Origin of the sequence: Methanobrevibacter sp. YE315, from assembly GCF_001548675.1 — an archaeon.
Lineage (GTDB): Archaea > Methanobacteriota > Methanobacteria > Methanobacteriales > Methanobacteriaceae > Methanocatella.
In genome coordinates this window covers 1410344-1436429 of sequence record NZ_CP010834.1, presented here as the reverse complement: position 1 = coordinate 1436429, position 26086 = coordinate 1410344, and the positions used below count along the sequence as shown (strand labels likewise).

Below are 26086 nucleotides of genomic sequence, written 5' to 3'. Positions count from 1 at the left end.
ATTTTACAAGTAGCTTACCATATCTTCAATTGGAATTCTTGAATAATGGACTGAATGGGGTTTTGACCTTTTGTCGGGATATCCAATAGGCAGCAATGCCACCGATTCCAGATTTTCCGGAAGTCCAAACACTTTATCCAGCACTCTTTTGTCATATCCTCTAACCCAGCAGGTTCCTAGTCCTAGATCCTGTGCTTCAAGCATCATTTGTGTAATAGCTATTGTTGCATCAACCACTCCGGAGTCATGTCCGTCAATGGCTTTCCATGACACGTTGCGGTCCCAACAGATCAACAAAACCATTGGGGCATTAAAGCAGAATGGCGTTACTGCCTTTGCCTGCGCCAGTGCCTCGTCGCTTTCAAGCACGAATATCCTTTGCGGCTGGAAGTTTGCGGCTGTAGGTGCAACCCTTCCGGCTTCAAGAATCTTATCCAACTTTTCCTGTTCAATCTTTCTTTGGTCAAAGAGACGAACTGAATGCCGGTCCTTTGCCAACTGTAAAAAATCATCCATATTATCACTTCATTTTATATTAGCGCCAATTTCCCGTGCTTCATCTTCTTTGCCTGCACCTAAAACTGTGCCGTGGTCTTTCCATCCCAGCAGGTTAACAAATATGGCATAGAAATCAAGGGCAAACTGATAGTTGTCACCGCGTGCGGTCATGATTAATGCAGTTTCCTTTACAAAATTTTCAAAGCCTAGTCTGTGCATTTCAGAATATAATCTGTCGATAACAACCTTAAGCTGTCCGGTGATTGTTCCCCAGAACTGTGGGGATGCAAACACTACCACATCAGCCCATTCAAAGGCTTCCTTAACTGTTTCCATATCGTCCTTTTGAACGCATTCGCCGCCGTTCTTGCTGCATTTCTCACAGGCAAGACATCCTTTTATATTCATGCTGTTGAGATACAAGCTGCTTACTTCATTTCCAGTCCTTTCCGCTCCTTGGCTAAATGCATTTATTAAAGATGCTGTTTTGCCGTTTTTGCGGGGGGACCCGTTTAGTATGAGAATCTTTTTCATGATAATCCCTCTGTTATTTTTAGTTTATATCCACCCAATAATAAAATTGTTAGTAATTTTAAAATGACTTAAATTTTAAAAGGTTCATTAAACAAATTTAATAATATGGAAACAGAAGATATTTGTCCCGTTGGAGATACTTTGGATTTGTTCAACAGAAAGTGGATATTCTGCATATTGTCCAATATTTTCTATGGCGCAAAACATTTTAAGGAATTCAAGGAACTCAATCTGGATATAAGTAACCATGTACTGTCCCAAACGTTAAAATACATGGTGGAAAATGGATTAATCAGTAAGGTTCAGGACGGAAACAAAACCATATATGATTTAACAGAAAAGGGGTTTAAAGCAAATAAAATCATATTTGAACTTGCATGCTATTCTTTAGATGAGTTAAAATACTCTTCACTAGAGGATAGTGAAAAAATTGAAATAAAAGAGAGTTATAAAAAAACATTAAAACTAACAGAATGATTTCTCATTCAAACAGATATTGAGGTTATAAAATGAAAATAGGTATTATTGGAGTCGGAGCAATTGGAGGCACAATTGCCGGAAAACTTGCAAAAGCAGGACATGAGATAAAAGTGGCAAATTCAAGAGGAAAGGAAGCTGTAAGGGAGTTTGCAGATGAAATTGGAGCAATTCCATCAGACCTTGCAGAAATTTCAGATGACATTGAAGTACTGGTTCTCTCTGTTCCCTATACTGCAATTGATACAATGCCTGAAAGCGTTTTTGCAAATTTAAATGATGATGCATTTGTAATCGACACTGGAAACTTCTATCCTGAGATGCGTGATGAAGCAATTGAAGGTCTTGGAAACGGGGAAGTGGAAAGCCTATGGCTTTCAGAAAAAATTAAAAAACCCGTAATCAAATCATTCAATAATCTATTGGCATATTCTCTTGCTGAATTGGGAGTTGGAGAAGGGGAAAGCGGAAGAATAGCCATGCAGGTTGCCGGTGATGATGCAATGCAAAAGGAAATTGTCATGGCTTTGGTAAATGAGTGCGGTTTTGATCCTTATGATTGCGGAAGTTTGACAGAATCATGGAAAATGCAGCCTACATCTGCAGGATATTGTTGTGATTATACAATTGACGAACTTAAATCAGTTAAGGAAAAATCCGAACAAACTCCAGAAAGTGTAGCAAAAAATAGGCAATATGTAATGAGTAATTTTGCAGAACTGACAGGTGAGGATTATAGTCATGAAAATGTAATCAGGATTAACAGGAAGTATAATATTTAAATTAATTATATATAATTTAAAAATGAAATAATTAATTAACTAATATATTTTTGGAGAGGAATTTGATATGAAAGGCGATGTATATTACGGTAAAGGTATCAGAGAATTAAAAGATGAATATCCTGATTTGTATGAGTTAGTATCTGACATTAACGAAACTGTATGGGATGGAAAAGTCTTAGATTATAAAACTCAAAAATTAATTGCAATCGGTATTACCGCTTCTCGTGCCGATCCTAGAGCTACCAAAAAACAAATTAGAAGTGCTATTGAAGTTTTGGGCATTACTAAAGAAGAAATTGTGGATGTTTTAAGAGTGGTATTGTTGACATCCGGTATGCCTGCATTTTCCAAATCACTTCAAATATTAAATAGCGTTACCGAAGCTATTGAGGAAGATAGGGAAGATAAGGCTTAAATCCTTCTCTTATTTTTTTTAAAACAATTGAATTATCATTTGAATAACAAAGAATGCTATGAAACATATCATTCCAGCATTTAGGAATATGTCTTTTAGTGGAATTTCTGTTTTTATATTTTTATGATTTGTTTCAAGATATCTTATAAGTGCAATCAAACCGATTAGGAATGTTATTGCCATTATAATTAAATAAAGCAATATAATAGTTAAATCGGTCGGATTGATATTTGTTGTTAATGCATTTGCGCTGTTCACTAGGAATAAGCTTACAACGGACCCCATTATGTTGACAATAATATGTAGAATTATGGGGTAGGTTATTTTCCCGGTTTTTATATAAACGTATGCAAAAAAGCTTCCAATCAATGCGGCATAGAAGAATTGATTAAGATTTCCATGGAACAATCCGAAAAGTACTGCAGAAAGCAGTATTGATGTTGTAACGCCGTATTTTATGGTTCTGTCTATCAATAATTTCCTGAATATGAACTCTTCAAAAATCGGGCCGATGATGCTTATTAATAAAAGATTTAATATGATGTCTGTTGTTTCAATCAGGTTCTGTATAGGATTGGATATGCTTTTTTGAATTAGAACGCCAATCCCTGCTGTTAGAAGCAGCCCAATGATGTTTCCAATCCACATTAAGGTAAATGTGATACATAGGTATTTCAGTAATGTTTTAAAATCTATTTTGCTTTTTTCAATCTTTTCAGAATCTAATTTTTTCATTAAGTATAAAAAAATCGGCAATGGAAGCAGATAATTGCAGATAGCGCTTATTATTGAAAGCACATTAATATCATCAAGGGGAATCAAGTTCAAGCCATTAATGACATTGATTATTATTATTGCTATAATCATTGCTGATATTGCATAGATCAGGTAATTAAATCCGATTTTTGAAAAGAATTTTTTGTTTGAATTCAAGTTTTCACCATTCCTTTATATCAATATTGTTTTTTGGTAAATAAATTTAATCGTAATAAATTTAGTCATTCCTAAAATTTATATAATACCTTTTATATAATATTAAGTGGGATTAAAATATTTTTAGGTTTGCCTAAACTATTTTAATTTATTAATAAATTCGAGGAGTATTAAAAATGAGACATGATGAATTTTTCGATAAATGTGTAGAACACAAACATGTTTTACTTTTTGCAGCAGGAATAGCAACTGCAGTAGTAGGTAAAAAAGTTTTAGAATCAAAAACTGTAAAAGATGCGGCAACTAAAGGTATGGCAGAAGTTATGTCCATTAAAAAAGATGCAGAAGAATGTTTTGAAGACATGAAACAAAATGCAGAGGATATTGTCGTTGATGCTAATGCAGAAAGTAAAAAAGAAATTTATGTAGAATCTGAAGAATAAATCCAGTTTCAGGGTTATAAAATGAAATATCAAGTAATGTATGATAACGGGCCTCGTTTAAGGATTCGTTCAGGCCAATGGGCCTTCACTAAAAAGGAAGGTTACGGGCTGGCTTCATTACTTTTAAATCAAAGCTTTATACATGAGGTACATACCTCCCATAGGAATGGAAGTATTTTGATATACTATGATGAGGGTATTGAGAATAAACAAAAGATATTCGATATTTTAGATAAAATTACTATGGACGATTTATTTGAAGCAGAACCAACACAAATTCAAACTTCAAATGAAATAACAAGCAATTTTTATTTAAAATTAACAAAAATGATTTTTCGCAGAGGAATTTATAAATTATTCCTACCAATACCCGTAAGAAATGCTTTGACTATTTATCATGCTGCAGAATACATCTGGCATGGTCTGGATAGTTTAACCAGTTTCAATATTGACGTTGCTTTGCTTGACGGGGCGGCGGTTACAGGAGCATTATTGCATAAACATTATAAACCTGCCAGTTCTATGATGTTCTTATTGTCAATCTCCGATGCATTAGAGGACTACACATTACAAAAAGCCAAAAGCACTTTAAAAGATAGTTTAGCTTTAAACATTGACACTGTATGGGTAGTAGGAGATGATGGTGAGGAAAAACAGTGTCCTCTTGTTGATATTGATAAGGGAAGTAAAGTTAAAATTCATATGGGTGATGTAATACCTGTTGATGGAAAAGTAATTGAAGGAGAAGGAATGGTTAATGAAGCTTCAATGACTGGAGAGCCATTGGCCGTTCATAAAATGCCTGGCAAGACAGTCCATGCGGGAACCGTCATTGAAGAAGGTAATTTAATCATTGAAGTTTATTCTATGAATAAGGAAACAAGATTGAATAAAATCATTGATCTGATAGAAAATTCCGAAGAGTTAAAGGCTGAAACTCAAAGTAAAGCAGAAAAACTCGCCGATTCGATTGTTCCATATAGCTTTATTGCAACGGCTTTAACTTACTTGATTACTGGAAATCCAACAAAAGCATTATCTGTCCTGATGGTTGATTTTTCATGTGCAATTAAGCTAACGACTCCGTTATCTATTATTTCAGCAATGCGTGAAGCATCTGATAATAGAATGATGGTTAAAGGAGGCAAATTCCTTGAAAACTATGCAAATGCCGACACTATGGTATTTGATAAAACAGGAACATTAACAAATGCAACTCCAAAAGTTGTTGACGTAATTCCGATGTCTAGAAGATACAAACGTGATGAAATCTTAAGGATGGCGGCATGCATTGAAGAGCACTTTGCACACAGTATTGCCACAGCTATTGTAAAACAAGCTGAAGAAGAAGGTCTTAAACACGAGGAAGACCACAGTGAAGTTGAATATATTGTGGCTCATGGTATTGTAACTGAATATGAAGGCAAACGTGCTGTAATTGGTTCAAAACATTTCCTATTCGATGATGAGAACGTTAAAGTAACCAAAACTCAAGAGAAAAAGATAGCCAAAAAGGCTGAAGAACATTCTGTTGTCTATTTGGCTCTTGATGGAAAGCTTGAAGGAATTATCTGCATTGATGATCCTGTACGTGAAGAAGCAAAATATGTTATTGAGGAGCTTAAATCGTTAGGCATCGAAAATATCATAATGCTTACAGGAGACAGTGAAAGCGGCGCCCGTGCAGGAGCAAAAGCATTGGGCATAACCGAATACAGATCACAAGTGCTTCCTGAAGATAAATCTAAAATAGTTGAAGAACTCAAAGAAGAAGGCAAAACTGTAATCATGGTTGGGGATGGAATTAATGATTCTCCTGCTCTTGCGGCAGCAGATGTGTCCGTTTCCATGAAAAACTCATCTGACATTGCTCGTGAAGTTGCAGACATTTCATTATTGTCTGATGATTTGCATGACCTTGTAACTCTTAGAAAATTAAGTGTTGGAATGTTAGATAAGATTAATACCAATTACCATAATATCGTTGCAGTGAATGGTAGTCTTCTTGTTTTGGGTGTTTTAGGTGTTATTCCACCGTCAACATCTTCAATGATACATAATTTATCTACAATGCTATTTGGTGCTTTAAGTACTAAGTCTGTTCTAGGTGACGAGGATTATAATAGAAGTATAGAAGTAGAGGCTATTGAAGTAGCTGATGCTTCTTAATTTTCTTTTTTTAATTTTTTTTTTAAAGTTTTTATATTAAGAAACACATAATTGTTTATGTATAATAATTTTGTTTAAGTGATGAAATGTTTGAAAATTATAAGAATAAATTCATTCCATTGATTTTACCTATTGTCCTGATATTGTTCTGGTATGTTATTACTGATGGATTGGAGTTATTTTCTTCATATATATTGCCAAGCCCTGTTGATGTGGTAAATTCCGCTTGGGTAGTGATACAAAACGGCAGACTCTTAACAAACACCATTGATACATTATACAAAGTGTTTGCAGGTTTAATTTTAGCATCTGTTGTAGCTATTCCAGCAGGAATATTGCTTGGTTGGTATAAGACTTTAGAAGATTTATGTACTTTTGTAATTAGTGTTTTAAGACCGATTCCTCCGGTTGCATGGATTCCATTTTCAATTTTGTGGTTCGGTATAGGCACATTCCCTGCTGTATTTATTATTTTCATGGGTTGTGTGTTCCCTATTCTAGTCTATACAATTGATGGTGTTAAAAGAACAGATAAGGTATTGGTTGAGTCCGCTCAAACACTTGGAGCAAATGACTGGAATGTTTTAAAACGCGTAGTAGTGCCTTCTGCAGTTCCATATATTGTTTCCGGTTTAAAAGTTGGTATCGGTATTGCTTTGATGTGTACCATCTCAGCGGAAATGATTGGGTCCAGCAGCGGTTTAGGTTATATGATTTTAACTGCAACAAACCTTTTTGACACTGGTACAACAGTTGTTGGTATGATAGTGATTGGTTTGATTGGACTTGTATTTGACTTTGTATTCAGCAAGGCTCAAGATAGGATATTTTGGTAGGTGTTTTACATGTCAATTGAAGTTAAAAATATTTATAAAACTTTTAAAAGCAAAAAAACAAATCAATTATCAGTTTTAGAAAATATTAATTTGACTATTAATGATGGTGAATTGATATGCCTTTTAGGACCATCCGGTTGCGGTAAAACAACTCTCTTAAGATTGATTGCAGGTCTTGAACAGCCTACTTCCGGTGAAATTGTAGCCAATGGTGAAGTCGTCAAAAAACCGTCTGGTGACAGGGCGGTTATTTTCCAACAGTATTCATTATTCCCTTGGCTGACTGTACTTCAGAATGTAACATTCGGTTTGGAAATGACAAATAAAGGTTCAAAAGCTGAAAATATTGCTGCCGCTGAGAGATACTTGACAAGTGTCGGATTAATTGACTTTAAAGATAGCTATCCTCATGAACTTTCCGGTGGTATGAAGCAAAGGGTTGCAATTATTAGATCCTTACTTAATCATTCACCAATATTGCTTATGGATGAGCCGTTTTCTGCGGTGGATATGCAAAATAGACATAGTCTTCAAGAACAGCTCATTGGGGTTTGGAAAAGATTTGAAAATACAATTGTTTTTGTAACTCACGATGTTGATGAAGCAGTCTATTTGGCTGATAAGATTGTTATCTTAGATAAAAATCCGGGCAGAATTGCAAAAATTGTTGAAGTAGATATTGAAAGGCCAAGAAAAAGGGAATCACCTGAATTCATTGCTCTTCAAGAATCTATTGTTGACCAATTGAATATGGAAGAATAATAGTTATAGCTTAGCTATTAATGTTCCATGATTTCCATTTTTTATTCCTTCATACACGTAATCTAATGCTTTCAAGATTGATGTATGGAGGTCATTGTTCTTTGCAAGATAAGCGACAATTGCTGAGGATAGATTACACCCTGTACCATGCAGGTTATCCGTTTTTATTAGTTCCTGTTTTTTGATGGTAATCTCATCGTTGATGTTTATTGTATTTATGCCGTCTAGGTGTCCGCCGGTAATGATGTTGTCGCATATTATTTTTTCAGAAGCTTTAATTGCATCTTCTTTGGTGTTAATCTTTAAATCTGTTAGTTTTTCGGCTTCGGCAATGTTTGGTGTGGTCAATATTGAATTTGGAAGCAGATATTTGTTCATCGCTTTTGCAAGATCTTCTCTTGTCAAATCTCCGCCTGAAGTTGCAACCATAACAGGGTCAACAACCGCCTTTAGATTATATTCTTTAATCTTTTTTGAAACAAGTTTTATGATTTCCGGAGAATAGAGCATTCCTGTTTTGATAAATTCAACATCATATGCGTCAAGTACGGAGTCAATCTGTTCGGAAATATAATTTTCACTGATTGGCAATGTTGAGAAGAATTTATAGGGATTTTGTGCAGTCAGTGCTGTCACGATTCCTGTTCCGTAAACCCCAATTGCCTGAAATGTTTTCAAATCGGCAAAAACACCAGCACCGCCTGACGGATCAACGCCTGCAATGGACATCACAATCATTTATTAGCTCCTTGTAACCTTCAATCGTTCACTTCCGCGGTAAGGCTCAACATTCACTTTAAGTTCCTTCAAGTATTTTCTGGTATGGGTATTTTTTCCATGAATCATTATTTCTCCCAAATCTTCAGTGGTATTTACATCTAATGCCATAAAGAATGAATCATGGACCTGAGGATTTAGATTTTTCTTTTCTGCAACTTTAACATGCTCTTCATAGCTGAATCCTTCAAATCTGGTGTGAATTGCTAAAGGTTTCATAATTATCATATTGGTCCCACCACCTTTTGATGGAACAATGATAAAATCTAGGCTTTTAGAAGCTTCAATTAGCATTGCGATGTTGGTTTTTCCAATCAGCGGAATATCGGATGGAACAATAATGATCTTTCTTGCTTTTCCTTTACAATATTTCATTGCTTGTTTCAATGCTTTGTTTAAGTTTGAATTGTCATCTTCAAGGATGGTCACCAAGTTCAAGCTTTCAGCATATTTCAGCACTTCCTCATCTCTGCTTATGAGAACAATCTTGTCAACATACTTTTTTAGGGTGTCAGTCACATCCTGAAGCATTACTTTTAAAAGTTTTTCTCGTTCATCTTCAGATAAAAAAGGTGATAAACGGGTTTTTGCATTTTTGAATTTAGTTACTGGAATTATTGCGTATATATCATCCATTTAAATCACTTAATAAGTTTTGGCAATTAAGGCAAGGTATTTTGCATCGTTATCGCTGGCTATGCATTTTCCTTCAGAGATTTCTTCCTGAATACCTAGGATGTCATAACCGGTTTTTTCTTCGATTTCTTTTCCTATTGATTCATCACCGCACCAGTTGAATTTAACAACATAGCCCGCTTCAACAAGTTCAGGGATTTCTTCTATGTTTTCTGTAAATTTGACATGTTCGTCTTGGAAGTTCCAAGCCATTTTTGATAGGTTTTCATCTGATTTGTCCAATAATTCGAGAACATTTGCAGCTAAATTCTCATCTAATGGAAGCTCAATTTTTTCGCCGTCATCCCTTCTCATGGCTATTGTAATGTTATTTTCCAAATCTCTTGGTCCCAATTCTAATTTCAATGGAGTTCCTCTCAATTCCCAATCGTTGAATTTCTTACCCGGGCGGATGTCCCTGTCATCAAGGTTAACCCTTAAGCCGGCATCCTCTAGTTGAGCTTTAATTTCACTGCATTTAGCAAGAACTTCCTCTTTTCCTTTTTTGAATAAAATTGGTATAATTGTAACTTGGTTCGGTGATACTTTTGGTGGGAGGCGAAGTCCTTTTTCATCTCCATGAATTCCAATAATTGAAGCTATTACTCTGTCAGACACTCCTGCACAGGTCTGGTAAACATATTTGTGTTCTCCGTCCTTGTCTTCAAATGTTATGTCGAAGGTTTTTGCAAATGTCTGGCCTAAATTGTGGATTGTACCAACCTGCAAGGTTTTTCCGTTTGGCATAATCACGTCAAAAGCCATTGTATAGTCTGCACCAGGGAATTTATCCCATTCCGGCCTTTTGGAAATCAAGTATGGAATATCCAAATCGTCAAAGAATTCTTTATAAATTTCAATAAAGTCTTGAATTTGCTCATCTGATTCTTCACGGGTTGCATGAGCGGTATGTGCTTCTTTAAATGTTGTAATTTCCCTTACACGTATTAAAGGTCTTGTGTGTTTAGTTTCATATCTGAATGTATTAACAATCTGATAATATTTGATTGGAAGGTCAATATGGGTTCTAATCCATAAAGCGTACATTGGATATATTGCGGTTTCACTTGTAGGCCTTAAAGCAAGATGCTCATTTAATTCGGTCTGTCCGCCTTTTGTTACCCAGTACACTTCATCTTCAAATCCTTTTACATGGATTCCTTCCTTTGCAAGTTCGGTTTCAGGAACAAGCATAGGGAATAATACTTCATCATGATCTTTATCTAATAATTTTTTAATAATGTTCATTGAATGTTTTCTTATCTGAAAACCGTATGGCATCCACACTGCCATTCCCTTAATAGGGTATCTTGAATCAGTAATATTCGCATTTTCTAAAATATCATGAAACCATTCATCAAAATTTTCCACCATATCACCTAAATAAATTTTATAACATTAATTATTTTGTTTTTAATAAGTATTAAATTTAATCAAAAGAAAGTTTTTTAAATTATTTTATTCATATATATTAATGTATAATTTAATTTTAGGGGATATTATGAGTAATAGGAAAATACAAATGCCTCGTGAAGTTTACATTGACCCCGGTATTATACACAATACTGCCGAAATATGTAAATCTTTGCATTTAGATAAAAAGTTTTTAATCGTTACCGGTTCACATACGTTTGAGGTAGGTGCCAAACCAGTAATAGAAAGCTTAGAGAAGAGTAATCTCGATTATGATGTAATAAAAGTTGAAAATGCTTCAGAAGAATCAATTTCTGAAGTTGAAGAACTGATTACTCCAGATACCACAGTTTTGGGTGTCGGCGGAGGAAAAGTTATCGATGTGGCTAAATTGTCATCATTCAATCAAGACGTATACTTCATATCCATGCCAACAACTGCTTCACATGACGGTATTGTATCTCCTATGGCATCAATAAAAAATCCTAATACTTCAATATCCGTCACTGCACACTCTCCGATAGCGGTTATTGCAGATTCAGAAGTCCTTGCACAATCTCCATTCAGATTGCTTGCAGCGGGTTGTGCTGATTTGATGGCTAATTTCACAGCTATTAAGGATTGGGAATTGGCTCATCGTTTAAAAAACGAATCCTTCAGTGAATCAGCTGCGGCATTATCCATAATGTCTGCTCATTTGATTACCGATAATATTGCCAATATCAAACCTAATCTTGAGCCAAGCGCCCGCATTGTTATGAAGTCACTATTCAGCGGCGGAATGGCAATCAGCATTGCAGGTTCTTCACGTCCGGCAAGCGGTTCAGAACATTTATTCTCCCATGCTTTGGACAAGATACTTGATAAGCCGGCATTGCACGGTGAACAATGTGGTATCGGTACAATAATGATGATGTATCTGCATGGTGGGGATTGGAAAGCAATTCAAGGCGCTTTAAAGGCAGTGCAAGCACCAACAACAGCTGCTGAAGTCGGCATCAGTGATGATGATATTATTGAAGCATTGGTCATGGCTCATAAGATTCGACCTAACAGATACACAATTTTGGGGGATAATGGTATTTCTCGTGAAGCAGCTTATGAATTAGCTTATAAAACAGAGGTGATTTAATGATTACATTAATTGGTAAAGATTTGGCAAAAGAAGGCCAGGAATTTGTTTTTCTAGGGCCTGCTGAAGACTGTGAAAACTGTAGATTTAAATCATCATGTGTTGGCAATTTAGAAAAGAATAGAAAATATGTTATTGTTGATGTAAAAGATAATGAACAGAAATGTCCAATACATGCAGAGGGCGCAGTTGTCCCTGTTGAAGTTGATAGAGCAAAAATTACATTGTTAACAGATTCAAAAAGTATTTTTGAAGGATCAACATTTACATATAATGCTCCTGATTGTGATGAAAACTGTGATTTTCATGATGATTGTTTCCCGGAAGGCTTGCAGGAAAATGATAAGTGCATTGTCTTGAAAAATGAGGGAAAACATAAAGATGAATGTAAAAAAGGTTACAAACTTAATAGACTTACTTTGGGATTTGTGATATGATGAAAAATGCAAGTAGCAATGATTCTAGCAAAAAGAATGCAGGCTATAAAGCTGCAGAATATGTAAATGATGGAATGGTTTTAGGACTTGGTACAGGTTCAACAACCCATTATTTCATTGAAAAAGTCGGTATGAGAATCAAAGATGAGGGAATTAGTGTAAAAGGTATTCCAACATCATTCCAATCATTATTAATTGCTAAACAGTGGGATATTCCTCTCACCACTTTGGAAGAAAACGACATTGACCTGTCAGTTGACGGTGCTGATGAGGTCGATGCTGAGTTTAATTTAATCAAAGGTGGAGGGGCAGCTCACACCAAAGAGAAAATTGTCGATTATGCAGCAAAGGAATTCATTGTCATTGTAGATGAATCAAAAGTTGTCGAAGAGTTAGGCAATTTTCCAGTGCCTGTTGAAGTTTTGCCTGATGCATCCCGCATGGTCATCAAAGAGTTAGAGGATATGGGTGCTGAATGCGAAATAAGAATGGCGCAAAGAAAGGATGGTCCTGTAATCACTGACAACGGCAATTTCGTGATTGATGCCAAATTTGATAAAATAGAATCACCGCAACATTTGGAAATAGATTTAAATACAATTCCAGGTGTTGTAGAAAACGGAATCTTCTCACAAATGGTTGATAAAGTCATTGTCGGAACTCCTGAAGGCACTAAAGAGTTATAGGTGATAATATGCCGATTCCGGGTGGCATGCCCTTTTATGATTTAAAGGATTTGGGTTATAAAATCGCTTTCATATTTGGAGCGTTGATTATAATTTATGGTGTTTTATGGTTGCTTGCTGAATTGCATGTTATTCCAGCTATTGTATTTGTAATATTTCCGCAAATTGTTCTGATTTTAATTGGAATAGCAATTATTTATTTTGCATATGACCATAAAAAGAAATATTACTGATTTTAATTTTTTTAAAAAAAGAAAATAAAAGAGATTATTTAATCTCTTAATTTTTTACTATTATTGTAGCAGTTGCGTTTGTACCTGCAAAGTATCTACTTCCAGCATAAGTTAAAACTGCTTCATAATTTCCAGGACTTGTTAATGGTAGTTCAAAGTTAGCTACACCTTTGGAATCAGCTACTGCACTATATGTTTTACCATTTATTTTCAGTTTAATGGTTGTTTTAGCAAGAGCTTTTCCTGAAGCGGATTTTAAAGTAACGCTGTAGGTTTTAGGTGTTTCTGCAATAGTGTAAGTTTTTCCAGGAGCTGTTAAAACAGATGCTTCTTGGGTGATTGTGATATTAGTAACTTTAGTAATTGGACTATATTCGTCATCACCAGCAAATGTAATTGTTACTTGCTTGATTCCAGTTGTTTTGGAAGTTAATTTAACGCTTGCAGCTCCAGTTGCACTTGTTTTAACGGTTTGATCTACACCATCGAAGTTAACTGTTACTTCTTTGTTTGCTAAAGGATTGTTTTTTGCATCTCTTAAGATTAAATTGTAGGTTAATCCGTTAGCTATTTTTTGTAGGTATACGGTTTTGTCAACGGATACTATTTTGGTTGCAGTTTTATCAGAGTATACTCTTTGAACATTATCTACAGATTGATATTTTTGTTCAGCTTTTGCTAAATAGGTTACAAATGTTGGTGGGAATGGTAAAAAGTCTAAATTATATTTATTTTCACCAATAGTTACATTATAGTAGTTTCCTCCAAGTAAAATACCAATTCTGCTTCCTGCAATGGTGTTGTTGAAAATTGCTTCGTTTCCAGATCCATATGCAGTAATTCCACTAATTTTACAGTTGAGGATTGTGTTATTGTATGCAAGGTGTCCTTTGGAGTGCATCAAATAAATTCCTTCTTTTGCTCCAGAAATGGTGTTGTTGAAGATTATTGCATTTGGTCCGGTTCCGTGTCTTACATCAATACCATGGTTTAAAGCATCAGTAATTGTGTTTTCAGTAATAACTGCATTTGCAGAACCGAAGTTCATTATTCCGCTGGTATAAATGTCATGAATATTGTTTCTACTTATGATGCTGTCTTTTGAGGATTGTTGGAAGATACCCCATGATGCACCGGAAATGTCACAGCCGGTTATTATTAAATTGTTATTTGAACCAGCATAGATTCCACAAGTTTTATATTCATTGGTCATTGCCCCAACGTCGTTTGGATTATATGATGGATATTGTGCTTTAATGTTAAAACCGCTAATTACAGCAGAGCTGGTATTCATCACATATAATACAGAGTTATAAGCTACTGCATATCCACCATCAGCAGTTGAATTTTTGATTTTTTCAGGCACATTATCTAAGTAAGCGCTATTGTTTGAGAAATCAATGTTTTTGCATCCAATGATGGTTGCATTGTTTCCGAAAACTTTAATGTTTTTGTCAATGTAAAGACAGATGTCATTAAATACTGCGTTTTTAGAGAATGTAATTGAGTCACCGTCTTCCATTGTGTTGATTAAGTTTTGGATTTGTTCGTTAGTCCATCCTTTGTAAACTGCATATTTGGTTCCGGTTTTCTTCATGATTTGATTGTAGTTAATATTGATGTCTGCAGGAGTTTCAATCTCTTCATATGGGACATAGTTTGGTGAGTTTGAGGAACTGTCACTGTGAGTACCCATTATGTCTTCTGCACTTTGATAATCACTTTTAGCTTCCGCAACATAGTATACGAATGTTGGAGGGAATGGTAAATTATCTAAATCATAAGTATTTTCTTTAACAATGATGTTGGAGTATCCTCCACCAAGTAAAATTCCAATTCTTGATTTTTTCATTTTATTTTTGTATAGTTTTATGTCAGAAGATCCATAACAGCTAATTGCACTTAAACTACAGTTAATCATGGTGTTATAGGATGCCATGTGTCCTTTTGAATGCATTAAATAGATACCTTCTTTGGAACCAATAATTTTATTTCCTACGACTTTAACATTCGGTCCGGTTCCGTGTCTTACATCAATACCATGATTTTTAGCGTTCCTTACTGTATTTTCTCTTATGTTTGTATTTGCTGAACCAAAGTTTAAAATACCTGTTACAGCCTGATCTCTAATTGTATTTTTTATTATTGTTCCATTTGCACAGTATTGTAAATATAATCCCCAGGATGAACCTCTGATTACACAATTGGTTATATTCAAGTTATTTGCATTCATTGCATAAACTACAGCATTGGAATAGGCAGGTCCTGCAGTTTCGCTACCGCTGTGTGCACCACCAACTATGTTTAAACCGTTGATTGTGACTCCATCAGCTTTTACGATATAAAATGTAGCGAGGTTACCTATTGCATATCCACCTTCACTTGTTGGCTTGTAGATTATTTCAGGAGTGGTATTTTTAGAGGGTGTATCGTAACCGACTATTGTTGCACCATTTCCGTTTATTGTAATGCTTTTGTTAACATAAATACATACATTTCTATATTTTCCATTTTCGAAGTTTAATGTGTCTCCATCGGACAGACCATCAATTACCGCTTGGATTTCATCACTTGTTGATCCAACTCTTATGGTCTGTTGTGATGATAGTGTATCATCGTTTGTCTGACTTATTGTTGCTATATCATTGCCTTCTTGTAATGGATTATTATTTGTTGATTCTTCGGCGAAAACCGCACTAGAACTTACTATTACAACAAAAACTAATAAAATAGCTATTATTAAGCTCTTTTTATTCATTTTATCACTCATTTTTTTAATTTCAAAATAACTTTTTTTTAATCATAATGCTTATGAAATATCGATAAGCAATACAGTTTATATTGTGTTTTTCATCATATTTAAATTAAAATGTCTTGATTTTCTGATATAACATTGTTATTAATATTTTTATAGTAATTAAAAGTAGGAAACTGTTTCTTTTTTAATATATTTTAATAAACTTTATATATTAATTTAAATTAATTATTAATTGTATAATCAATATTACAATTAATTTCTTTCGATGTGATTATGTAATATTTTTATTACGAAATATCAATGAAATTTTATCAATATTTTCATGATTTCACATTGCATTTTCTTATGAAATTGATTAAATTCAAGGTATTGATTATAATGCATTTAGGAGAGGTTATATGAATAAAAAAATTATTAATATTTTGTTCATATGTTTAATCAGTTTATTCCTGGTTTCGGCAGTTAGCGCAGCTGATGAATCTCAAGCAAATGGAATTGTTACTTCATATGATAATACCGTTTATCAGATAACTTCTGATTTAACAAATGAGAATGTTCAGTTCATGTTTGATAATGCTATTGATGGAGATACATTTGAATTCACAGACAAGAAATATGATGGTGTTTCCTTGGTTGTGGATAAAAAGTTAAATATTGTCTCTAAACAGAATTCTGTAGTTCATACATCAAATCAGTTAACTGATAAAGCTAGAAGTTTGGGAATAACTGATACTTTCGGATTTTACTTTACTCCAAATAGTGGCGGAAGCGTTTTAACAGGCATTAAAATCATTGCTTCCAATAGTGATTATGGGATTATTGTAGATTCATCAGACAATACAACAATTAAAAATAACATTATTGATGGTGGAGATAATAGCATTTTGGTTAAAAATGCTGGTGGAATCGATATTTCAAACAATAATATTTCCGCTGCCAACGTTAATGGAATCCAATTACAAAATGTAAAAAATTCATTAATTTCAGAAAATGAGGTTTTCAATACTGGAAGGTCAGGTATTGAAACTTCTGATATATATTACTGCAATATAACCAATAATACTGTTCATCACAATAAATTCAATGGAATCTCGTTGTTCAATATATCTCAAGGAAATATTATAAAGCATAATCAGGCTTTTGAAAATCCTAATGGAATTTATATCAATTCCATATCAACAGATGATGTCATAAATGCAAATACATTCAATTATAATCGTCGTTATACTGATTATGAATTGGGAGCATTTGAATCAGGTAATGGTTTATTATTTGGTGAAGACTTTAAAACTGCTAAAGAAGGAAATCCTTCAAGATTGGAAGTTAAATATAATGTATTGGCTCATAATGAAGGTTATCAGGCAAAGAATAATCCGGACTTACCTGTATTTAAGCTAGGTGATAATTGGTTTGATTCAACTGATGATGAGAATACCTTTGTTTGCCCAATGCTTATTGCCGGAATCATGAAAATGGGAACTTTCTCCGTTAAAAATGGTATTGGTCTTCAGATGTATGATACAAACGGAAACCCCGTAAATGAATTTGGAACCTTTGACACTACTGTAAATGTTGATGGAAATCAGTATACTGCAAGATTTGTAAATGGTAAAGCTACCATTGATGCAAATCTGGATGATGATAAGGAATATGATATTGAAGTAATGGTTGGCGGAGAGCCAGTTAAATACACATATAAAACAGCATCCGGTGAAAAAGGTACAAATCAGGATTCGCAAACATCTGTCATTCCTGATGGAAAACATGGCATGGATGGATCTAAGGCGAATGAATCCGCAAACTCAAACAGTAACGGAACATCAAAAGGCAGCAATATTTCACAAAATGGAACTTCCACCAGTGCCCATTTCGCAAATTCAAACAGTACTAAAGTTTATGGTAGAAATGCTTCTGGTGAGCTTCAAGACTCATCAGATAATGGTGAAAGTGCATTAACTAACGGTAACATTAATGCTGGTGATTCCAGTGTGGGTGAAGCATCCCAAGAAGGAAAAGCATATGAAGTTGTTCCTCCAAGCAAAATTTCAAAAAAAATTAATGATACATCAGGTCTTGTAGTATTAAGCATTGTTGTCATAATGGCAATGTTAATCTATGGATACTGGCGTAAAAGGGATGAATACTAAAATTTTCATTTCTTTTTTCTTTTATTTTTATTAAGCAGTATTTACAAATTAATTATCAATGACAATTAAATCTAATTCTTTAAAAATCAATACGCATAAAAGTTTCGAAATTGTAGATATCACTTCCCAGATTAATGAATTAATTGATATTGAAGAGGGAATCATCTCTATTTTTTCCAGACATTCTACCTCAGCTATTGTCGTCAATGAAAATGAAAAAGGATTATTGGCTGATTTGGAATTCATGTTAAATAAGGTGGTTTCAGATAAATTCAGCTATCAGCATGACAGGATTGATGATAATGCAAGATCACATCTGAAGTCATTTTTGCTTTCTTCAAGTGAATGTCTGCCTATTAAAAATAAGAAATTGGATTTAGGCAAATGGCAATCCGTTTTTTTCATAGAATTAGATGGACCAAGAAGCAACAGAACAGTAACTTTGACAATGGTTGGTGAATAATTGAAAAAATGGACAATAATTTTAATAGCAATTATAATTATCCTATTAATTTTCATACTTGTTTTCAATAATTATGATGTTTCACCACAGGTGAGCAATTACTCCCAGATTGAAGTTGACATGAGGAGATTGTGGTATTAAAAAAAGAATTGGGGAGTTCAGTTATTATTGAACTCAATTTCAAATGCGATTACAGGGTATTCCAAAGTGAAGTTTGTGATAACCTCTGGTGATACTTCACCAAAGAATCCTTTGATTGTACCGTTTAAAGCTTCGCCGGTAACATCTGCTGCCCTTCCTTCGATGAAGGTTTTGTTTTCGCTGTCAGATATTTCCATTGAATAGCCCAAGTTTGATAAAACACTGCTTACAACAGATTTGATTTCAGTAAAGTTTGCAGTTGAATGGCAAATCAAGCCAGCTAGTTTTTTAGAAGCGACAGTTTTATTCTCTTTGGTTTCATCCAAGTATAATACATCTCCGATTTCAAATATCTTTTGCGGCAAATCTTCATGTTTGTTGTCTTCTAAAAATTCCATCAGGCTGTTGATAAGGCTGGTTCTGATCATGGTTCTGTCAATGGTAATCGGCCTTGCAACCTGAACGTGCGGTTCTTCGGGTTGATTCATTTTTGTGTAATGTGCCTCTTCGTTTGTAAGCATCAGACTCATTACTTCCTGGAATCCAAGCGCAATCATTACTTCACGGATAGTGCTTTCAGCTTTAAACCAGTTGTTTTCATAAGCTACAGTATTGATGTCTGGCAATTTCGCAACGACATCATTGATGTGGTATTGCACTGCAATGTTTTCAACGATATCGACTTCATGTAGGATATCTACTCTGTAGGCAGGAATAATGGCTTTGACTTCATTATCATCAATGATTTCTGCGTCAAAACGAGCTTTTAGCAATAATCCTTTAATGTCTTCTGCAGTGAGGTTGGTTCCACCAATCAATTCGTTAGCTGTATCAACATGAACGTTCATTTCCTGTGGAGTTAAATCAGGACTGACAATGGTTTTATCAGCATATCTGACTTCCATGGATTTTATTTGGCCTCCGACTTCTGCAAAAGAGGAGCAGATAATGTTCAATGCCTGGTTAACTGCCCTTTCATCAGTTCCAGTCACGTCAACGATAATGTTTTTTGTATCTTCCTTAAGTTTGGTCAACTCTCCGTTGATGATTGGAGGCATGGATAGGACATTATCATCCTTATCTAAAATCAATGGATACTTATCGAAATCCTGGATTAAATGAGCATAATCTTTACCTTTGTCATGTTCGGTTAGTATTTCATCTGGAGTCATTTCACTATCTTTTTCTAAAGGAACAAACGCATTTTCATCTTTTGGAGTTGCAATGTACTTAAACGGACCGTTCACGACATCTGCATTGTGAATACCGATAGCCACTTTTTTTCTGTCCCTTCCAATTACCCAGTGGAGGTTTTCCTGGAAGTCCATAACGTATTTGAGTTTGTCACCAGTAAAATCAACATTATCAATTTTAGCAAAACCAATGTAAGGTCTGATATTTGCCACGTCTTCATCAACAGTAACATATTCTCCAGATTCTTCAACTTCATAGTCTGGAAAACCGATTTCCTGGCCGATAAATCCTTTAAAAGATCTAGCTACTCCTTCCACAGATAGATTGTCAGGTCTGTTAGGGAAGAATTCGACTTTGATTTCCTCATCATCATAGTCTTCAATATCACTTGACATCATAGGCAATGTGTCTATCAATTCGTCTTTTTCCATATCTATTCCTAAATCTTTTAAATCTTGATATTTGAATGTAATAACTGGCATTTAATAACTCCATTAATTATTTTTAGAATCCGAAAAGTATAATGAAAAATAGAGATTCACAAACAAAGTGAAGTGCTCTATGTTCTAATATGCCCATATCGCGTATGAAAACGGTATGGGTTACATCTATTACAAAATGAATGAGGGCTGCTAAAATTCCTACAGTCGGTGATAGGAACACTATTGATAGGATTATGAAATGGAATCCTGCTTCCATTATTTCATGTATTACCCAAGTTTGCCAGGTTGAATGTGTTGTCTGGTCTATTAAACCTCCTAGCAATATGTAAAAGTTGTTGAAAACCTTCCACATTAATGTTGTGTGCAATACATCGCTGAGAGCTAATACAATAGCAACATAAAACCATAATAAATGCATAATCTAACAGTCCTTTTTTTTATTTGATAATATTAATAATTTAATTTTTTTATATAATATAGTTAACTATCTTACTTAATATTTTTAAATAATAAACTACATATCTAATAATATTATTTTTATCTATACTTATTAGGAGAAAATTTATGTCAAACGAAGAGATTCCTAAAGACTATGACTTTAAAAAAGAAAAAGCATGGGAGAAAAAATGGGAAGATGAAAACATCTACAAATACATTGGAGATGGATCTCGTCCTAGATATGTAATCGACACTCCCCCACCATACCCAACAGGAGCAATTCATTTAGGGCATGTTCTAAATTGGGTTTATATGGATATGGACGCAAGATACAGAAGACAAAAAGGATTTGATGTCTTATTCCCACAGGGATGGGACTGCCACGGTCTTCCAACTGAAGTGAAAGTTGAAGAAACTTATAATATTAATAAAAATGATGTTTCAAGAGCTCAATTCAGACAATATTGTATTGACTTAACCACTAAAAACATTGCAAGCATGAAATCAGATATGAGAGCAATGGGTTATTCACAGGATTGGACTCGCGAGTTCGTAACAATGACTCCAGAGTACATGAAAAGAACACAATATTCATTTTTAAAAATGTATGATGAAGGATTGATTTATCAGGGTATTCACCCTGTAAACTGGTGTCCTCGTTGTCAGACAGCTATTGCTTTTGCAGAAGTTGAATACGGCGACAATACCACATTTTTAAACTATGTTAACTTCCCGCCTGCTACTGAAGATTCTTATGATGATATAGTGTCTTCACAGGCATCAGGAAAACAAGCTGACCCAAAAACCGAAGGTATTTTGATTGCAACTACCCGTCCGGAATTGATGTCTGCATGTGTAGCGGTTGTAATCCACCCTGAAGATGAAAGATACACTCACCTTTTAGGAAAATACGTTGAAGTTCCTCTTTCACATCAAAAAGTAAAAATTATTGCAGATGAAGAGGTAGATCCTGAATTCGGTACAGGTGCAGTAATGATTTGTACTTTCGGGGATAAGACTGACGTAAGCTGGGTTCAAAAATATGATTTGGAAATCATTAATGCAATTGATGAAACCGGTACATTAACCGCAGCTGCCGGAAGATATGAAGGAATGGACTTGCAAAGCTGTAAAAAACAAACCATCGAAGACTTGGATGCTGAAGGTTACTTATTAAAACAGGAAGAAGTGGATCAAAATGTAGGGCAATGTTGGAGATGTAAAACCCCTATTGAAATTCTTGTTAAAAAGCAATGGTTTGTAGCTGTTCGTGACTTAATCGAAAAAACCAAAGTAGCGGCAGATGAAATGAAATGGGTTCCTGACCACATGAAATCCCGTATGCTCAACTGGGCAGATTCAATGGAATGGGACTGGTGTATCTCAAGGCAAAGAATATTTGCAACCCCAATTCCAGTATGGTACTGTAAAGACTGTGGAAAGGTAATTTTACCTGAAGTTGAAGATTTGCCAATCGATCCAACAGTAGATAAGCCAAAACACGCATGTGAATGCGGTTGTGAAGAGTTTATACCTGAAGAAGATGTTCTTGATACTTGGATGGATTCATCAATTTCACCGTTATCCATTGCAGGATGGCCTGATGAAGATTATGTTAATCATTTTCCATCAAATCTCCGTCCACAAGGACACGACATCATCCGTACATGGGCATTCTACACCACCCTTAGATGCATAGCATTAACCGGACAAAAACCGTTCGATGACATTGTAATCAATGGTATGGTATTCGGTGAAGATGGAAATAAAATGAGTAAATCAAGACCTGAGTTTGTGGTTGGCCCTGAAGAGGTTATTGAAAAATATGGTGCAGACCCTTTAAGAACCTGGGCGGCTAACAGTGTACCTGGATCAGATGTAATATTTGACTGGAAAGACATCAAGCATGGATTCCGTTTCTTAAGAAAATTCTGGAATGCTTTCAGATTTATCAGCATGCAGATTTTTGATGAAGAAGTGTCATATGAAGACGTTAAAGATAATTTAGGACCAATTGACTTATGGATCTTATCAAAACTCAACAACTTGAACAAAACAGTTGACCAGGCATTTGCAGACTACAACTTTGCAGAAACAATTACATCAATTGAAAGGTTCTTCTGGCATGACTTCTGTGACGAATACATTGAAGCAGTAAAATACAGATTATACACAGACGTGTCCGATGAATCAAGGCGTGCTGCAAAATACACTTTAAGAACAGTTGTTGAAACTTCTCTTAAATTATTGGCTCCAATCGCACCATTCTTTACAGAAGAAGTTTACCAATACTTCTCCGATGAATCAATTCACACAACTTCATGGCCTGAAGTTTATGAAGAATTAATCAGTGAAGAAATGGAAACCAAAGGAGAAACAACTGTTGAATTAATCGATGAAGTAAGAAGATTCAAATCCGCTTCTAAAATCCCATTGAATGCGGAATTAGCTGAAGTAAACGTTTATACTTCCGATGATTCATTGGTTGAAATCTTCAAAGAATTTGGAGACGACATTGAGGGTACTTTAAAAATCAAAGACTTGGCAATTAGCCAAGGAAAACCTGAAGTTCATGAAAAAATCATTGAAGTTGAACCGGACATGTCCCAAATTGGACCAACATTCAAAAAGGATGCTGGCAAAATCATTGGTTACTTAAAATCAACTGACATTGACGAAATCGGTTCTGTTTTAGAGGAAAACCATGAACTTACAGTCGGTGATATTGTAGTGCCTGAAGATATGTTAAATATCAAAAAAGAGATTGTTGGAGCATCCGGTAAGAAAGTGGATATCCTCCAATCCGAAAACTTAGATATGATTGTTGAAGTAATTAGATAATTACTTCTCAAATCTTTTTTTATAACACAAATTTGTTGAAATATAATTTGTTAATATTTTGCTTATAAATCATTTTCAATTTCTTTAATAACTTTTGCAGGAACGCCTACCGCCAGAGAATTGTCAGGAATGTCCTTGTTGACGACCGCTCCGGCACCGACAACGACATTGTTCCCGATTGTAACTCCCGGAAGAACGGTTACATTTGCTCCAAGCCATACATCATCTCCGATTCTGATTTCACTGCCTTGTGCCAAATGATCCCTGCGGCCCTTCGGTGTAATTGGGTGGCCAACTGTAGTTATTGTAGAATTTGGCCCAATCATCACATTGTTCCCGATATAAACCTCTTTAACATCCAAAATGGTTAGATTGAAGTTTCCACTAAAATTATTGCCGATGAATATGTTTTTTCCATTATCGCAGCTGAATGTCTTAGCTATCCAAACGTCGTCACCGACAGAACCGAGCATTTCACATAAAAAGTCATATTGCTTCTGCCTGTCGCCGTCATCAATTGAGTTGTAGATTCTGCAGTTTTTTATTGCATTCTGTTTGATTGCATCTACCTCTTCATCATCGTAGCAGTATTCAAGTCCTGCTTTCAGTTTGTCAATTTCTTTCATATAGGTATCTATATTATTTATCATATCTATATTTATCAATAGTTAGAATGAATCAGCCTGCACTTTAACATTATGCTCAGGCTTAATCCGGAGAGGTTCAAAAAGCGAAAAATAATCTATTTTTTGTATTTTGCAATTGTAAAATTGTTAAACTTAATGCAAAATGTATGAATCTGGCGATAATTAAATAAGGCACAAATTATCATGGCAATTTTAGATGGAACATAATATGATAAAAATTAAGTTGGAGGCATTGCAAATTTTCACCAGAAATTAAATTTCTAAAAATTCTTAAATTACTTATTTTTTCCAATAACGATGCAAGCAAGCACATACTTGCATAATATTTCATATATTTTTTTATTTAAAAAAATAAAATGCATGCAAGTCCTTACATGCAAAAATATTTAAATAAAATGAATTTTTAAATTAAAAATTAAGTAGTTTTATTTGGAGGTTTAAAATTTATATTCAATTCTAAACTCAATCTATTATTGCTAATTTCTTGCATATGTCTATTTCTTTGTACATCCTGCATTTATGCTGCTGATGTTGACAGTGAATCAGCAAATAACTTAAGCCCTGCTGTTTCAGATGATGTAATAGATATTTTACCAAATGCAACACTAGATGAAAATCCAAATCAAGACACATGCAATATGACAGATTCTGTTATTGCAAATCACAACTCGCAGTACATAAACAAAACTTATTTTAGCCATAACTCCAGCAAGCATGATTTTGACAGAGGAAGTCATCATAATCACAAAATCCAACTGAATAATTCTGATTTTAAAATAAATGATAATTCTAAAATAAAAATGGATAATGATTGGACAATATCTGATCATAAAATCCACAAATATGATATGGGGGGTGGATTTACATTTGATGACTCTCAAGCAATGGCAAACAATGAAAAAACCCTGATTGGTACAAATATTGTCAATGTTTTATGTTTAAATGACACATGTTCATTCTGCAATGTTAGCCAATGCAATAAGGTAACAAAAAAATTAGATTTTTGCTGCTGTGGAAAGGTTAATTGCCATTGTCATGATTCAGATGATTGTGTTGACAATATACTGGGCATAGGCAATCACATTGATGATGATTTTGAATGTATATGCGATTTCTATACTCAAGCCAATGTTATTAATGATGCTGTAGTCAGATTCCAGAATGAAGAGGAAAACATCACTGATGTTTTAATCTTCAACCACACCCAAAATTCAAATCTAAGGAAGGGTGTAAATGTTACGAGGGGATACTCCGCACATCCAAACATCGATTTGTGCAGTGCCTTGGCAAATTCAGAATACGGCATGCTTTCACAATGCAATTGTAATGGATTGGATATAGACAGTTTACACAGTCAGGATTTGGATATTAAAGACTATAATTTAGAATATTATATGTTTACAAACCCAGACATAATTATCAAAAGAGAAAATACAGCCCTATTGGCGAAAGCCAACATCCTAATTTTTAACAACAATATCAACTATTTCTTGAAAACCTTTGATGTGAAAACTACCATTCATTGGATAACTCTTAATAATTCTTTTTCAACCGATTGTAAAATCCCTGAATCATTGACTGTTAGACACATCATCGAAGATAATTATGCCTCATTGAATATAGCTACTTTTTTACAAAGAACCGTTTCACTAAAAGAATGTGAAATATATTATTTTTATAATGACCAAGCAGTGAATTTGCCGGACGATTCTGCATTGATTTTGTCCGGCGATGAAAGTGTGGATGCCATCATATTTCTTTTGGAGGATTTGAAAAATGTTTAGTTTGAAAAAATCGATTATTTTATTT

The 26086-nt window shown here is 34.5% G+C and carries 25 protein-coding genes; 15 read left to right on the top strand and 10 right to left on the bottom strand.

From position 1 onward, the window contains the following. Positions 1 to 3: 3 nt before the first annotated feature. On the bottom strand, positions 4 to 516 hold the full coding sequence (locus tag TL18_RS06465) for a nitroreductase family protein (RefSeq protein WP_067043123.1): 513 nt from the start codon (positions 514 to 516) through the stop codon (positions 4 to 6). Between the two features lie 9 nt (positions 517 to 525). Next, the gene (locus TL18_RS06460) at positions 526 to 1032 is read right to left on the bottom strand and encodes a flavodoxin family protein (protein ID WP_067043121.1); all 507 of its coding nucleotides are present in this window, start codon (positions 1030 to 1032) and stop codon (positions 526 to 528) included. A 105-nt stretch (positions 1033 to 1137) separates the two neighbouring features. Here TL18_RS06460 and TL18_RS06455 point away from each other — a divergent pair, with 105 nt between their 5' ends. From TL18_RS06455 to TL18_RS06445, 3 genes are all read left to right on the top strand, one after another. Further along, the gene (locus tag TL18_RS06455; protein ID WP_067043117.1) at positions 1138 to 1509 is read left to right on the top strand and encodes a helix-turn-helix domain-containing protein; all 372 of its coding nucleotides are present in this window, start codon (positions 1138 to 1140) and stop codon (positions 1507 to 1509) included. 32 nt (positions 1510 to 1541) lie between these two features. Next, positions 1542 to 2291 carry an NADPH-dependent F420 reductase gene (locus TL18_RS06450; protein ID WP_067043114.1) on the top strand — a complete coding sequence of 250 codons (750 nt, stop codon included), beginning with the start codon at positions 1542 to 1544 and terminating at the stop codon, positions 2289 to 2291. A 67-nt stretch (positions 2292 to 2358) separates the two neighbouring features. Then, a complete protein-coding gene (locus TL18_RS06445; RefSeq protein WP_067043111.1) occupies positions 2359 to 2709 on the top strand; it encodes a carboxymuconolactone decarboxylase family protein in 351 nt (116 codons plus the stop codon). 18 nt (positions 2710 to 2727) lie between these two features. Here the strand turns inward: TL18_RS06445 and TL18_RS06440 are convergent, their stop codons facing one another. Then, the gene (locus tag TL18_RS06440; protein ID WP_082706418.1) at positions 2728 to 3642 is read right to left on the bottom strand and encodes a CPBP family intramembrane glutamic endopeptidase; all 915 of its coding nucleotides are present in this window, start codon (positions 3640 to 3642) and stop codon (positions 2728 to 2730) included. Between the two features lie 176 nt (positions 3643 to 3818). Here TL18_RS06440 and TL18_RS06435 point away from each other — a divergent pair, with 176 nt between their 5' ends. The 4 genes from TL18_RS06435 to TL18_RS06420 all read left to right on the top strand — a co-directional run bounded on the left by TL18_RS06435 (position 3819) and on the right by TL18_RS06420 (position 7852). Continuing rightward, on the top strand, positions 3819 to 4085 hold the full coding sequence (locus TL18_RS06435; protein ID WP_067043108.1) for a DUF6110 family protein: 267 nt from the start codon (positions 3819 to 3821) through the stop codon (positions 4083 to 4085). Positions 4086 to 4106: 21 nt separating this feature from the next. Further along, positions 4107 to 6254, top strand: coding sequence for a heavy metal translocating P-type ATPase (locus tag TL18_RS06430; protein ID WP_067043105.1), 2148 nt, complete (start codon positions 4107 to 4109; stop codon positions 6252 to 6254). An 86-nt stretch (positions 6255 to 6340) separates the two neighbouring features. Next, positions 6341 to 7090, top strand: a complete 750-nt coding sequence (locus TL18_RS06425; protein ID WP_067043102.1) for an ABC transporter permease — start codon at positions 6341 to 6343, stop codon at positions 7088 to 7090. A gap of 9 nt (positions 7091 to 7099) precedes the next feature. Then, on the top strand, positions 7100 to 7852 hold the full coding sequence (locus TL18_RS06420) for an ABC transporter ATP-binding protein (protein ID WP_067043099.1): 753 nt from the start codon (positions 7100 to 7102) through the stop codon (positions 7850 to 7852). A 3-nt stretch (positions 7853 to 7855) separates the two neighbouring features. Here TL18_RS06420 and thiD read toward each other — a convergent pair whose 3' ends face one another. From thiD to proS, 3 genes are read right to left on the bottom strand one after another with little or no spacing between them, the layout of a single operon-like run. After that, positions 7856 to 8590: a bifunctional hydroxymethylpyrimidine kinase/phosphomethylpyrimidine kinase gene (thiD, locus tag TL18_RS06415; protein WP_067043096.1), complete on the bottom strand. Its 735-nt coding sequence runs from the start codon at positions 8588 to 8590 to the stop codon at positions 7856 to 7858. Positions 8591 to 8593: 3 nt separating this feature from the next. After that, a complete protein-coding gene (gene cofC / locus TL18_RS06410) occupies positions 8594 to 9265 on the bottom strand; it encodes a 2-phospho-L-lactate guanylyltransferase (protein ID WP_067043093.1) in 672 nt (223 codons plus the stop codon). A gap of 9 nt (positions 9266 to 9274) precedes the next feature. Beyond that, positions 9275 to 10678, bottom strand: a complete 1404-nt coding sequence (proS, locus tag TL18_RS06405) for a proline--tRNA ligase (RefSeq protein ID WP_067043092.1) — start codon at positions 10676 to 10678, stop codon at positions 9275 to 9277. A gap of 127 nt (positions 10679 to 10805) precedes the next feature. Here proS and TL18_RS06400 point away from each other — a divergent pair, with 127 nt between their 5' ends. Genes TL18_RS06400 through TL18_RS06385 form a run of 4 tightly spaced genes read left to right on the top strand, consistent with a single transcriptional unit; the run spans position 10806 to position 13205 of the window. Then, entirely contained in the window at positions 10806 to 11849 is a 1044-nt protein-coding gene (locus tag TL18_RS06400; protein ID WP_067043089.1) for an NAD(P)-dependent glycerol-1-phosphate dehydrogenase, read from the top strand. Continuing rightward, positions 11849 to 12286 (top strand): UPF0179 family protein, encoded by a 438-nt coding sequence (locus tag TL18_RS06395; RefSeq protein WP_067043086.1) that lies wholly within the window; start codon positions 11849 to 11851, stop codon positions 12284 to 12286. The genes TL18_RS06400 and TL18_RS06395 overlap by 1 nt, the downstream gene beginning before the upstream one ends. Continuing rightward, positions 12286 to 12972 (top strand): ribose-5-phosphate isomerase RpiA, encoded by a 687-nt coding sequence (rpiA, locus tag TL18_RS06390; RefSeq protein WP_067043083.1) that lies wholly within the window; start codon positions 12286 to 12288, stop codon positions 12970 to 12972. The genes TL18_RS06395 and rpiA overlap by 1 nt, the downstream gene beginning before the upstream one ends. A gap of 8 nt (positions 12973 to 12980) precedes the next feature. Then, positions 12981 to 13205, top strand: coding sequence for a hypothetical protein (locus TL18_RS06385; protein WP_067043081.1), 225 nt, complete (start codon positions 12981 to 12983; stop codon positions 13203 to 13205). Between the two features lie 46 nt (positions 13206 to 13251). On the opposite strand, the gene TL18_RS06380 is transcribed toward TL18_RS06385, so the two are convergent. Beyond that, entirely contained in the window at positions 13252 to 15963 is a 2712-nt protein-coding gene (locus TL18_RS06380; RefSeq protein WP_067043078.1) for a right-handed parallel beta-helix repeat-containing protein, read from the bottom strand. Between the two features lie 398 nt (positions 15964 to 16361). Here TL18_RS06380 and TL18_RS06375 point away from each other — a divergent pair, with 398 nt between their 5' ends. Together TL18_RS06375 and TL18_RS06370 are read left to right on the top strand one after the other, a co-directional pair. Further along, positions 16362 to 18110 (top strand): right-handed parallel beta-helix repeat-containing protein, encoded by a 1749-nt coding sequence (locus TL18_RS06375; protein ID WP_067043075.1) that lies wholly within the window; start codon positions 16362 to 16364, stop codon positions 18108 to 18110. 58 nt (positions 18111 to 18168) lie between these two features. Continuing rightward, positions 18169 to 18573, top strand: coding sequence for a secondary thiamine-phosphate synthase enzyme YjbQ (locus TL18_RS06370; protein WP_067043072.1), 405 nt, complete (start codon positions 18169 to 18171; stop codon positions 18571 to 18573). Between the two features lie 158 nt (positions 18574 to 18731). Here TL18_RS06370 and pheT read toward each other — a convergent pair whose 3' ends face one another. Further along, a complete protein-coding gene (gene pheT / locus TL18_RS06365; RefSeq protein ID WP_067043069.1) occupies positions 18732 to 20390 on the bottom strand; it encodes a phenylalanine--tRNA ligase subunit beta in 1659 nt (552 codons plus the stop codon). 22 nt (positions 20391 to 20412) lie between these two features. Further along, positions 20413 to 20769, bottom strand: coding sequence for a hypothetical protein (locus TL18_RS06360; RefSeq protein WP_067043066.1), 357 nt, complete (start codon positions 20767 to 20769; stop codon positions 20413 to 20415). Positions 20770 to 20915: 146 nt separating this feature from the next. Between TL18_RS06360 and TL18_RS06355 the strand changes: the two genes are divergently transcribed. After that, on the top strand, positions 20916 to 23630 hold the full coding sequence (locus TL18_RS06355) for a valine--tRNA ligase (protein WP_067043063.1): 2715 nt from the start codon (positions 20916 to 20918) through the stop codon (positions 23628 to 23630). Between the two features lie 62 nt (positions 23631 to 23692). Here TL18_RS06355 and TL18_RS11270 read toward each other — a convergent pair whose 3' ends face one another. Then, positions 23693 to 24256 carry a sugar O-acetyltransferase gene (locus TL18_RS11270; protein ID WP_067043060.1) on the bottom strand — a complete coding sequence of 188 codons (564 nt, stop codon included), beginning with the start codon at positions 24254 to 24256 and terminating at the stop codon, positions 23693 to 23695. Positions 24257 to 24750: 494 nt separating this feature from the next. On the opposite strand from TL18_RS11270, the gene TL18_RS06345 reads away from it, so the two are divergent. Then, complete coding sequence (locus TL18_RS06345; RefSeq protein ID WP_067043058.1) at positions 24751 to 26061, top strand: hypothetical protein; 1311 nt, start codon at positions 24751 to 24753, stop codon at positions 26059 to 26061. The last annotated feature ends 25 nt before the right edge of the window (positions 26062 to 26086 follow it).

What these genes read in the sequence shown, in the direction of transcription:
- rpiA (WP_067043083.1), top strand. Translation starts at nt 12,286, where the DNA reads ATGAAAAATGCAAGTAGCAATGATTCTAGCAAAAAGAATGCAGGCTAT.
- TL18_RS06460 (WP_067043121.1), bottom strand. Translation starts at nt 1,032, where the DNA reads ATGAAAAAGATTCTCATACTAAACGGGTCCCCCCGCAAAAACGGCAAA.
- TL18_RS06430 (WP_067043105.1), top strand. Translation starts at nt 4,107, where the DNA reads ATGAAATATCAAGTAATGTATGATAACGGGCCTCGTTTAAGGATTCGT.
- TL18_RS06420 (WP_067043099.1), top strand. Translation starts at nt 7,100, where the DNA reads ATGTCAATTGAAGTTAAAAATATTTATAAAACTTTTAAAAGCAAAAAA.
- TL18_RS06465 (WP_067043123.1), bottom strand. Translation starts at nt 516, where the DNA reads ATGGATGATTTTTTACAGTTGGCAAAGGACCGGCATTCAGTTCGTCTC.
- TL18_RS06425 (WP_067043102.1), top strand. Translation starts at nt 6,341, where the DNA reads ATGTTTGAAAATTATAAGAATAAATTCATTCCATTGATTTTACCTATT.
- TL18_RS06385 (WP_067043081.1), top strand. Translation starts at nt 12,981, where the DNA reads ATGCCGATTCCGGGTGGCATGCCCTTTTATGATTTAAAGGATTTGGGT.
- TL18_RS11270 (WP_067043060.1), bottom strand. Translation starts at nt 24,256, where the DNA reads ATGAAAGAAATTGACAAACTGAAAGCAGGACTTGAATACTGCTACGAT.
- thiD (WP_067043096.1), bottom strand. Translation starts at nt 8,590, where the DNA reads ATGATTGTGATGTCCATTGCAGGCGTTGATCCGTCAGGCGGTGCTGGT.
- TL18_RS06360 (WP_067043066.1), bottom strand. Translation starts at nt 20,769, where the DNA reads ATGCATTTATTATGGTTTTATGTTGCTATTGTATTAGCTCTCAGCGAT.
- TL18_RS06445 (WP_067043111.1), top strand. Translation starts at nt 2,359, where the DNA reads ATGAAAGGCGATGTATATTACGGTAAAGGTATCAGAGAATTAAAAGAT.
- TL18_RS06395 (WP_067043086.1), top strand. Translation starts at nt 11,849, where the DNA reads ATGATTACATTAATTGGTAAAGATTTGGCAAAAGAAGGCCAGGAATTT.
- proS (WP_067043092.1), bottom strand. Translation starts at nt 10,678, where the DNA reads ATGGTGGAAAATTTTGATGAATGGTTTCATGATATTTTAGAAAATGCG.
- TL18_RS06455 (WP_067043117.1), top strand. Translation starts at nt 1,138, where the DNA reads ATGGAAACAGAAGATATTTGTCCCGTTGGAGATACTTTGGATTTGTTC.
- TL18_RS06375 (WP_067043075.1), top strand. Translation starts at nt 16,362, where the DNA reads ATGAATAAAAAAATTATTAATATTTTGTTCATATGTTTAATCAGTTTA.
- TL18_RS06400 (WP_067043089.1), top strand. Translation starts at nt 10,806, where the DNA reads ATGAGTAATAGGAAAATACAAATGCCTCGTGAAGTTTACATTGACCCC.
- TL18_RS06370 (WP_067043072.1), top strand. Translation starts at nt 18,169, where the DNA reads ATGACAATTAAATCTAATTCTTTAAAAATCAATACGCATAAAAGTTTC.
- TL18_RS06450 (WP_067043114.1), top strand. Translation starts at nt 1,542, where the DNA reads ATGAAAATAGGTATTATTGGAGTCGGAGCAATTGGAGGCACAATTGCC.
- cofC (WP_067043093.1), bottom strand. Translation starts at nt 9,265, where the DNA reads ATGGATGATATATACGCAATAATTCCAGTAACTAAATTCAAAAATGCA.
- pheT (WP_067043069.1), bottom strand. Translation starts at nt 20,390, where the DNA reads ATGCCAGTTATTACATTCAAATATCAAGATTTAAAAGATTTAGGAATA.
- TL18_RS06355 (WP_067043063.1), top strand. Translation starts at nt 20,916, where the DNA reads ATGTCAAACGAAGAGATTCCTAAAGACTATGACTTTAAAAAAGAAAAA.
- TL18_RS06435 (WP_067043108.1), top strand. Translation starts at nt 3,819, where the DNA reads ATGAGACATGATGAATTTTTCGATAAATGTGTAGAACACAAACATGTT.
- TL18_RS06380 (WP_067043078.1), bottom strand. Translation starts at nt 15,963, where the DNA reads ATGAATAAAAAGAGCTTAATAATAGCTATTTTATTAGTTTTTGTTGTA.